This is a genomic window from Microcystis sp. LEGE 00066 (assembly GCF_015207925.1).
In the GTDB taxonomy this organism is placed as follows: Bacteria; Cyanobacteriota; Cyanobacteriia; order Cyanobacteriales; family Microcystaceae; genus Microcystis; species Microcystis ichthyoblabe_A.
Genome location: NZ_JADEVX010000027.1, coordinates 24,332 through 33,861, shown reverse-complemented (window position 1 = coordinate 33,861; position 9,530 = coordinate 24,332). Strand labels below are relative to the sequence as shown.

Annotated in this window: 8 protein-coding genes and 1 pseudogene; 4 read left to right on the top strand and 5 right to left on the bottom strand. The window is 42.6% G+C overall.

Features of this window, described 5'->3' with window-relative positions; translation table 11 throughout:
- Nucleotides 1-265: pseudogene (locus tag IQ224_RS06115) on the top strand (hypothetical protein); the annotation flags it as partial.
- A 148-nt stretch (nucleotides 266-413) separates the two neighbouring features.
- Here the strand turns inward: IQ224_RS06115 and IQ224_RS06110 are convergent.
- From IQ224_RS06110 to btpA, 5 genes are all read right to left on the bottom strand, one after another.
- Nucleotides 414-1,652 (bottom strand): DNA cytosine methyltransferase, encoded by a 1,239-nt coding sequence (locus IQ224_RS06110; protein ID WP_194032702.1) that lies wholly within the window; start codon nucleotides 1,650-1,652, stop codon nucleotides 414-416.
- Nucleotides 1,653-1,724: 72 nt separating this feature from the next.
- The gene (locus IQ224_RS06105) at nucleotides 1,725-2,636 is read right to left on the bottom strand and encodes a Bpu10I family restriction endonuclease (protein ID WP_194032703.1); all 912 of its coding nucleotides are present in this window, start codon (nucleotides 2,634-2,636) and stop codon (nucleotides 1,725-1,727) included.
- A 16-nt stretch (nucleotides 2,637-2,652) separates the two neighbouring features.
- Nucleotides 2,653-3,837, bottom strand: a complete 1,185-nt coding sequence (locus tag IQ224_RS06100) for a DNA methyltransferase (RefSeq protein ID WP_194032701.1) — start codon at nucleotides 3,835-3,837, stop codon at nucleotides 2,653-2,655.
- A gap of 109 nt (nucleotides 3,838-3,946) precedes the next feature.
- A complete protein-coding gene (locus IQ224_RS06095; RefSeq protein ID WP_002741225.1) occupies nucleotides 3,947-4,933 on the bottom strand; it encodes a vitamin K epoxide reductase family protein in 987 nt (328 codons plus the stop codon).
- Nucleotides 4,934-5,112: 179 nt separating this feature from the next.
- The gene (btpA, locus tag IQ224_RS06090; RefSeq protein WP_002776905.1) at nucleotides 5,113-5,964 is read right to left on the bottom strand and encodes a photosystem I biogenesis protein BtpA; all 852 of its coding nucleotides are present in this window, start codon (nucleotides 5,962-5,964) and stop codon (nucleotides 5,113-5,115) included.
- Between the two features lie 181 nt (nucleotides 5,965-6,145).
- Between btpA and rimO the strand changes: the two genes are divergently transcribed.
- From rimO to IQ224_RS06075, 3 genes are all read left to right on the top strand, one after another.
- Complete coding sequence (gene rimO, locus IQ224_RS06085; protein ID WP_036399554.1) at nucleotides 6,146-7,459, top strand: 30S ribosomal protein S12 methylthiotransferase RimO; 1,314 nt, start codon at nucleotides 6,146-6,148, stop codon at nucleotides 7,457-7,459.
- Nucleotides 7,460-7,500: 41 nt separating this feature from the next.
- A complete protein-coding gene (locus IQ224_RS06080; protein ID WP_002741230.1) occupies nucleotides 7,501-8,940 on the top strand; it encodes a DEAD/DEAH box helicase in 1,440 nt (479 codons plus the stop codon).
- A 223-nt stretch (nucleotides 8,941-9,163) separates the two neighbouring features.
- Nucleotides 9,164-9,517 carry a hypothetical protein gene (locus tag IQ224_RS06075; RefSeq protein ID WP_002741232.1) on the top strand — a complete coding sequence of 118 codons (354 nt, stop codon included), beginning with the start codon at nucleotides 9,164-9,166 and terminating at the stop codon, nucleotides 9,515-9,517.
- Nucleotides 9,518-9,530 lie beyond the last annotated feature (13 nt).

Here is a 9,530-nt window from a genome sequence, read left to right as displayed (position 1 = left end):
GATAGAAACAACTCCCCCGGAAACCACCCGTAATATCGAAGCTTCCCCCGAAGTTTCCCCGTCTCCTGAAAGCGAAACCCCGGTGGAATTCACTCCCATCCCGGAAAATAATCCCAGTCCAGAAGTACCCCCCGAAAATCCCCCCACCCCAGAAACCAAAGCGGTGGAAAAAACTCCAGATGCAGAAAAAAGTCCGGATGTCAATCCATCTAAAGATGGAGAAACTGAAAGTATTCCGTTAGAAGTTATTCCCCCCGCACAGTAAAATCCGACAAAATCAATTTCTGGCTGAGGATAGGAACTCATGCACTCATGGAAGAAGTAGTTAGATATGCGTAATTAATTGTATCTAGCTACTTAATTTTTCTGCAGCTGTTGCTGATTAGGTAAAAACTATTTACTTTTAGTCAAAATTAATTAACTTCTAATCCCGGAATGCTTAACTGTTCGGTTTTTGGCTGTGTTTCCCCCAGATAATTCCCTTGCAACATATTAATTAAACAGCCACCAAGATGATAGGCCATATTAACGGGAACCGCGTTACCAATCTGTCGATATTGAGAGGTTAAATTACCGGTAAATTGCCAATCATCGGGAAAGGACTGCACTCGTGCATATTCTCTCACAGTCAAAGGACGAGTTTCTTGGGGATGACATCTTTCTGTTTGGGTTTGTGCCGGACTACAGGTAATAGTTAAAGCCGGTTCATCCCAAGATAATCTTTTAGCATATCCTGTCCGTCCGCCGTGATTTTTGAGACTATTTTTCATATATTCTTTTTGAATATCCATCGGCAAATTACGCCAATTTCCTCCTGGGGGAACTAAGGACATAATCTCTTTTTTTCTTTCTTTATATTCTACTCCTAGAGAAGTTGGACAATTCTCTAAGGCTTTTTTCAGAGAAATAGTATAGTTTTTATATTGGGGAAAAATCGGTTTAATATTTAGGTCTTGACGGGTGGCGATAATAATTAATCTTTCTCTTTTTTGGGGAACATCGAGAAATTGAGCCGATAAAACTTGATAAGCAGCATAATAACCGATTTCCTGTAAAGCTTGCAGCATTAATTGCAGGGTTTCTCCTTTTTTATTGCTTAATAATCCTCGAACATTTTCGGCCATAGCGATTTTAGGTTGCACTTCCTGTAAACAACGCGCAAATTCAAAAAATAAGCTTCCTCTCAAATCTTCTAATCCTTTCCCTAACCCAGCATAACTAAAAGGTTGGCAGGGAAAACCTCCAGCTACAATATCTATTTTGTCTCTAAAATCGGAAAATTTAATCTTTTTTATGTCTTGATTTATAACATTCCATTGCGGTCGATTGAGTCTTAAAGTATTAACACAATCTTGGTTAATTTCCACCAGTAATTGTGTTTTTAGTCCCGCATTTTCTAAACCTAAAGCCATACCACCACAACCAGCAAATAATTCAATAACTGTGTAATTAGTTGGCTCAACAGTTTGTAAGATTTTCAATTCTCCAGGGAATTGGTTATTTTTAAGATTGGTTAATTGCTCGAGATTAAATAACCAATCAACTTGATTGATTTTCTGACCTTTGATTAATTTTTTCTTTTGCCATGTTAGTATTTCTGCGGTAGTTACACCGAGAATATTAGCGGCTTTTTGTAGATTTACCTGAGTCATAACCAATAATTAGCAACTTATCTACGTCTTTATTATACACCAAATTAGCTAAACTTGATGTCGAGAAAATTTCTAGAAATATCCTTGATATAAAACATTTTCTAGTGATGGATTTGTATTATCAATATGAGTTTGTATTTTATCGATCATCCTTTGAAACACATCGGGATAATATTGAGAAGCATCCAAAAAATCTACATATTCCTGTCTGTGCAGCTGTCTTGCTTTTGAGGAGCGATACTCTTGTCGAAGATTAGCGGTCATACGCTTAGTTTTTCGTATAATTAACACATCATCAATTTGAGTAGAAATTATTGAAACTGGTGTCATATCAAGAAATTCGCAAATCAAAAAATATAAAGAGTTAGGAACGGCAATTTTTAAATCTCTACTTGTGGCTACAGCTTCCTGAAACATAGTTTTATCTAAATTAGTTTTGCACTCTGCACAAACATAGCCAAGATGAGACTCAATCAATTCATGATTTTGAAATTCTGGGTCAAAAGATGACTTTATATATAACTTTTTGCCCAGTATAAAATCCTGATTTTTGCTTCTAATATTTGCTTGACCACCTTGACCAATATTGCCGAGAGAGGATAGGAAACTTAGTCCAGAGAAGGTATTTCTTGGACCCAATTCAAAAGAGTTATCTATTCCTTGTAAACTACGGAAAACCAGCTGTGGTAAAAATTCTTCTAATATAGTATTGTCTAATTTTAACTGTCCCTTCTGTCTATACAAAAAGTTATCTGAACTATCAAAAATTAAGTCAAGTTCAATAAAACGCTTATATCGGTTAGTAGCTGACACTAGCTTTTCTACTGCATCTGCTTGACCAGAATTAATCGATTCTAACTCGATAATCCACTGGCGATATTTTATAATAGCTTCTTCTAAACGTTCCCGATCAGCTTCTGGCAACCGAGGATTGTTAAGACAGGCAGTTAGTTTTGTGTAGTGAGGACGGGAAAATTCGTTCATGTATTTTTGTTGATGTTCAAAGGTCAATATATAATCTCTTATCTAAAATTGGTGTTTTTTGAATATTATTGACTTTGGCAATTGCTGATTCTAAACATAGCTGGTTTTCTGAAGATACAAAAAGCCTACTGCTTTCCAATACCTCGAATGCTACCTCTCTAGAAATTTGTTCTATTACCTCTTGGCTAACTTGATTATTTAGGTTGATAAAATTAATTATATCCTCTATAATAACTTTACCAAATTTATTCTTAAATTTTCTTTTTTGTCTTAATACTTTCTGAAATAGTTTGGCTTTGACCCCTATTTTTTCAATAATATCAGCATTATAAAAAGGTACGCCAAGAACGTTAGATTCTTGTCCTACAATTAAAACAATTCTTGCTTGCTGCTTGCTGACTCTCGCCAGTTCCTTTAAAATGTCACCCATATCTAAACAGTATTGTACTACAGTGTAGAAACGATTACTCCTATTTGCTCTATTAGAGCCAATTTCTGACTTGGCTATCTTGAGTAAATCCCATCCTAAGATTTCAGCAGATTGACGATAATTTTGATGGTAATTAAAAACATTTATATAGGGTGGAGAAGTCACAACAAAATCTATCTGATTATTTTTTAGTGGGAGAGAACGAGCATCAGATAATCCAACCCTGAGCGGCTTTTGAGAGTAAGGTAGCTTAGTAATTATATTGCTAAGATGTAAAAATTTTTTCTGAATAAATTCCTGAGTAATTTTATTGTTACACACATCAAGAAGGATTACCAAAGCATCAAATAAAACCCTTGACCGATCCGGTAGCATATTCCTAGTATTTTGCAATTTATCTACTAAATTTTCTACTTGGTCACTGACTTCAAAAATTCTCAAAGGAAATTCTTGATCGATGATATTTCTCAGGTTTTTAAGAACTTCTTTTTTTTGAGAATCATTGATAAATTCATAGGTACGACTCATGATATAAGCAGCGGGATTAATCTCAAATCCATAAGCTTCTAGGGATAAATAACTTGCCTCTAGTAAGACAGTTCCGCTACCCACAAAAGGATCGAGAATGACCGAATTAGATGGGCAATAGAAACTTAATATAGTCTCTATCAGTTGGGGTGAAAACTGACCTCGCCAAACAAATAAATTGGCTCTAGTTTTCTCAATAATGTCAAGTTTTTCTTGGGGTATAGGTTGATCAAAATCTGGCAACTTTCAATCTCCCTCTATTGCTAAAATCAAAATTCAGGTTCTACTTTATCTAGAGAACAAACACCATAAAATGTTGGGGCTGAACCTTGTTCAGCCCCGAAATATTTTCCTAATTGCGTCCCGGAACTGTATATTTAAAATTCCTCGGGCCAGTATAACCGGAAATCTCCGCTAATTTCTCTAATCTTTGGGTTCCCGAATATTCTTGACCCTTAATAATCCAAGTGGGGAAACCTTTAATTCCGGCATCGCGACAAGCTTGGGGATTACCATTAACCCCTTGGGGATCGCATTCGATATAAACCCCTTCTTTTTTGAGGATTTCTCCCGCTTCCTTACCAAACAACTGTTTTTGATCGTAACAGTGGGGACACCAAAAAGCCCCGTATTCTTTCGCACCAATTGCTTTTAAATGTTTAGCTAAGGCGATTTCTGCCTCTCCCGAAACCGTGGTTACTTCCCAACCGTAGGGAGGTGTAGCAGCTGTCATTGGCCGGGTAATTTCTTCTTTTCCTCCTGTCACCGTCGGGGAATTTACTCCCGCATAAACCGCTAAAGTTCCCACCAAAGTAACCATGGCCACCACAACCATCGGCAGTATAATTTGTCCTAAACCTTCCCATTCACGACCGACAATTGTGAGAATTAATAAAGTTAAAGCGAACAAAGCCGAAGTGATGCAGTAGGGACACAATTCCCTTAATTCCGTGGCTAGAATATACATTAGATAACCACTAAATACCGCCATCGCCGTCGCCCCCGCTAACAGCAATAACCAAGTATTATTTTCTAAACTTTTGCGGAGATTTTTCTGAGTTTCCCCATTAATAAATAGAGGAGTGAGGGCAAAAACCGCCATGGCAATATAGGCCAAAAAACCGAACAAACTCAAGGGCAGCCCGAACACCGTAGCGTAGGGACTATTAAGCACACCAGTACAACCAGCCCCATCACTAGCCCCGGCGGTACAGGCTGCAGCCCCTCCCGTCAGTTTGGTAATGGTTAAATAGCCGGTCAGAATCGCCCCCACGATCGAAACGCCCCCAATTAGGGGCCGGGAGTAGCGATGAATCCAAGGTACAGAACGACGACGCATAATATTATTTAGATTAAATTACAGCAGAATTCAGGAGTCAGGAGTCAGGAGAGAAATCTAAATGTACTTTGTTGAAAGGAAAAATCCCGTAACGATATTGTGTTAATTAGGACGTTTTCAATTCCTAAAAACTTAGGATCGCACCACGGCCGATAACTATCCGCCATTCTAGCAAGGGGTTATGTGGACAGAGGCAAAGAAGGGAGAGAATTATTAATTTTTGCCTTTTGATCGTTGATCTGCCGGGCCGTTTCCACAAATTGCGACACCCGGATCGGATCCACTGGTTCAGTAATTTTGCCATGACGCTTGAGGGAACTGGCCACGATCACCCCATCGGCAGCCGGCAGCAACCGCCCGATATTGTCCAAATCAGCCCCGCTGCCGATAAAAACCGGTGTTCCCTTGGCCGCCGCCACTGCCAGTTCCAAATCCTCAAAACTGGGGGGGCTACCGGTGGACCAACCAGAGAGGATTACCCCGTCTGCTAGTCCCCGTTCGATCGTATCTTGCACTGCCGTAGTCAGATTAGGAGTTCCCAAGGGGCGGGCGTGTTTAACCAAAACATCCGCTAAAATTTTGACCTCAGACCCCAATTCGCGCCGATAACGCAAGAGTTCGTGGGCTTGACCCTCAATAATGCCCTGATCGGTGGCCATAACCCCCGTTAGCACATTAACTCGAATAAATTGGGCATTGACACAGGTAGCGATCGCTAAGGCACTATGGGCATCATTGCGGAGAACATTAAGACCAATCGGTAAGACCACCAGATTTTTAATGCGATCAACAATTAAAGTCATGGCACTAACCACGGCGGGATCCACCTGTTGCTTAGTAAAGGGGGCATCAAAAAAATTCTCGATAATCAAACCATCAACACCACCAGCAGCCAAAGCCGTCGCCTCCTGTTCAGCCCGCTCGATCACCGTCTTGAGACTACCACCCCAACGGGGGGAAGTGGGCAGGGGGGCGAGATGAACTACGCCAATAATCGGGTTTTTTGTCTTGAAAGTTGCAATTAAATTCACAGCGTCTACTACTCTTAGCGTCCCCAACCAGGCGCCGCTCACCCATTTTAACAGGGTGAAGGCCTACCCACGGTTCCACGGGGGGGAAATTATTTTAACTGCTAATGATTTTATCAAGTCCGGAATCCGTTAAAATGTCTTAACATTAGAGAAGTTTAGGATTTGGTTGATACTCGATCGCATGGGCAATAAGCCAACCATCGCCATCTCACACCTAGGCTGTGAGAAAAACCGGATCGACTCCGAGCATATGTTAGGACTGCTGGCCAAGGCCGGCTATCCCGTAGATAATGACGAGGAGTTGGCCGATTACGTTATCGTTAATACCTGTAGTTTCATTCAAGCAGCTAGAGAAGAATCCGTTCGCACCCTCGTGGAACTGGCGGAAGCTAATAAAAAAATTATTATCTCCGGCTGTATGGCCCAACATTTCCAAGATGAACTCCTGACGGAATTGCCGGAAGCCGTGGCCATTGTTGGCACAGGGGATTATCAGAAAATTGTCGAGATCGTCGAACGGGTAGAGACGGGAGAACGAGTCAAAGAAGTCAGCACCGATCCCACTTTTATCGCCGATGAAAATCTGCCCCGTTATCGCACCACTACCGAAGGAGTCGCCTATCTGCGGGTGGCCGAAGGCTGCGATTATCGCTGTGCTTTCTGTATTATTCCCCAGCTGCGCGGCGATCAAAGATCCCGTTCGATCGAGTCGATTGTGGCCGAAGCGCGACAATTGGCCAGCCAAGGGGTGCAAGAATTAATTCTCATTTCGCAAATAACAACCAATTATGGGTTAGACTTATATGGCGAACCCAAATTAGCGGAACTCTTGCGAGCGCTGGCAGAAGTCGATATACCTTGGATTCGCGTTCACTACGCTTACCCGACCGGGTTAACGCCAAAGGTTATCGAAGCGATCCGAGAGAGCCCGAATGTTTTACCCTATCTAGACTTGCCGCTACAACATTCCCATCCCGACATCCTGCGGGGGATGAACCGTCCCTGGCAAGGACGAGTCAACGATGGCATTATCGAGCGGATCAAGCAAGCTATCCCGAACGCGGTTTTACGAACGACTTTTATCGTCGGTTTCCCCGGAGAAACCGAGGAACATTTCAGCCATCTGCTGGAATTTGTCAAGCGTCATGAGTTCGATCACGTCGGGGTGTTTACCTTCTCCGCCGAAGAAGGTACAGCCGCTTTTGGCCTGCCCAATCCAGTGCCACAGGCAATTATGGACGAACGCCGCGAAAGGTTGATGTTAACTCAGCAACCGATCTCGGAGCGCAAAAATCAAGCTTATATCGGTCAAACTGTCGATGTTCTCATCGAACAGGAAAACCCAGAAACAGGCGAATTAATCGGGCGTTCCGCTCGTTTTTCCCCGGAAGTGGATGGCTTGGTTTATGTGACAGGGGAGGCGATTCTAGGTGCGATCGTACAGGTCCGAATCACTGCGGCCGATACCTACGATCTCTACGGCGAAATAGTCTAATTTTTCGATTTTTCTTATTTAATTCCCACAAAACAATCCCTATGACCACTGGTTTCAACAATTTAGGTTTATCCGATAGCCGTCTTCAACACCTAGAAACGCTTGGATTCACCACCCCCACGGAAATTCAAACCAAAGCCATCCCTCTCCTTCTAGAAGGGCATGACATGGTAGGAATGTCGCAAACGGGAACCGGCAAAACCGCCGCCTATTCCCTGCCTTTACTGGAACGCATGGACACCAAAAATCCTAACGTTCAAGCTTTAATCCTCACCCCCACCCGGGAATTAGCCCAACAGGTGGCCAGCGCCATCAAAGATTTCTCTGATGACCGTCGTCTCTTTATCCTGACAGTCTGTGGTGGTCAATCCATGGAACGTCAGATCCGCAGTCTGGAAAAAGGTGTCCAGATTGTGGTCGGCACTCCTGGCCGGGTAATTGATCTGCTCGATCGCAAAAAACTCCATCTCGAATCCCTAAACTGGGTAGTCCTCGATGAAGCGGACGAAATGCTCAGTATGGGTTTTATCGATGATGTTAAAAAGATTCTGCAAGCATCCCCCTCCACCCGTCAAACCGCCTGTTTCTCGGCCACTATGCCCCGGGAAATCCGCGATTTAATCGCTAATTTCTTGAAATCTCCCATTTCTGTGACGGTTTCTCAACCCCAGGCCGCTCCTGCTAAAATCGAACAGAAAATTTATATGATCCCTCGCGGTTGGACGAAATTAAAAGTCCTGCAACCCCTGTTAGAGATCGAACCCCTAGAATCGGCGATTATTTTCGTCCGCACCAAGCAAACCGCGGCCGAATTAACCAGCAAACTGCAAGAAGCGGGGCAAACGGTGGATGAATACCACGGTAACTTAAGCCAAGTGCAACGGGAACGACTGGTGCAACGTTTCCGCGAGGGCAAAATTAAATTAGTGGTAGCCACGGATATCGCGGCCCGCGGTCTAGATGTGGAAAATCTCAGCCACGTTATTAACTATGATCTGCCGGATAATGCCGAAACCTACATTCACCGCATTGGCCGCACTGGCCGCGCCGGTAAAACCGGAACTGCTATATCCTTAGTAGAACCGATCGATCGGCGTTTATTACGTCAGATTGAACAGCGTCTGCGTCAACGTCTGGAATCTAGTCCCATTCCTAGCCGCACCGAAGTGGAAGCAAAACGCCTGGCCAAGCTGCAAAATCAGCTAAAAGAGGCTTTATCGGGGGAACGTATGGCTTCTTTCTTGCCTTTAGTGCGGGATTTAAGTGAAGAATACGATCCCCAAGCGATCGCGGCGGCTGCCCTGCAAATGATCTACGATCAAAATTGTCCCCAGTGGATGAAAACCGATTGGGAAGTTCCCGCAGCGACGAGCAGTAAACCGGTGATTAATAAAACTCCCCGCAGTGGTGGTAGTAAGTACCCCTCTAAGTCGAATAACCGTCCTTCCCTGGACAAAAAAATCGTCTTTCAGGAACGTTAATTTTTAGTTCTTGAATAGATAACTTTAAGAGTTGATAGACCGTTTTGGTTCTATCAACTTTTTTTTGTCAGGTAATTTCCCAGTACGTCGTCGAAAGCATTCTACATAATTTTATAGCTAAACTTTTGATAATTGATTCTAATCAAGTATTTGGGCTTTGTTTGACATTTTTGCTGATAATTACTATATAATTGTCTTAAATGAATAAATTTGAACATTTAATATGTCGAGTTCGTCAGAACCTTATCGTGGGAGGGTACAAGCTCAAGGAGACGATATCCAGCAAGAGGGTGGATACAGTTGTTCTTGGGCAAGAAAAAATCCTGTTACTGCTAAAGAAGGATTATCATTTCTTGCTAATATTAAAGGGCAATGCAGCGAATGTCAACGAGAGGAACGGAAACAAGCGTTTAGAAAAGCTGAACGCTTTGTTACAAATGCTAGTGAGCAAGGTGGTGTCACTCCAGAGGCACAACCGCACTCATTTCAGGATTCTAAACGTAAAACTAAAAACGCCCGTGTAGATATTGAAATTCGCAGTGGTCTTACCTTTATCCCTTCGCCCCAAACAGAATGACAACGATGCTTAG

Bases quoted from the DNA above. Each gene is read 5' to 3' on its own strand.
- IQ224_RS06110 (WP_194032702.1), bottom strand. From the start codon at position 1,652: ATGACTCAGGTAAATCTACAAAAAGCCGCTAATATTCTCGGTGTAACT.
- IQ224_RS06105 (WP_194032703.1), bottom strand. From the start codon at position 2,636: ATGAACGAATTTTCCCGTCCTCACTACACAAAACTAACTGCCTGTCTT.
- IQ224_RS06095 (WP_002741225.1), bottom strand. From the start codon at position 4,933: ATGCGTCGTCGTTCTGTACCTTGGATTCATCGCTACTCCCGGCCCCTA.
- rimO (WP_036399554.1), top strand. From the start codon at position 6,146: ATGGGCAATAAGCCAACCATCGCCATCTCACACCTAGGCTGTGAGAAA.
- IQ224_RS06080 (WP_002741230.1), top strand. From the start codon at position 7,501: ATGACCACTGGTTTCAACAATTTAGGTTTATCCGATAGCCGTCTTCAA.
- IQ224_RS06075 (WP_002741232.1), top strand. From the start codon at position 9,164: ATGTCGAGTTCGTCAGAACCTTATCGTGGGAGGGTACAAGCTCAAGGA.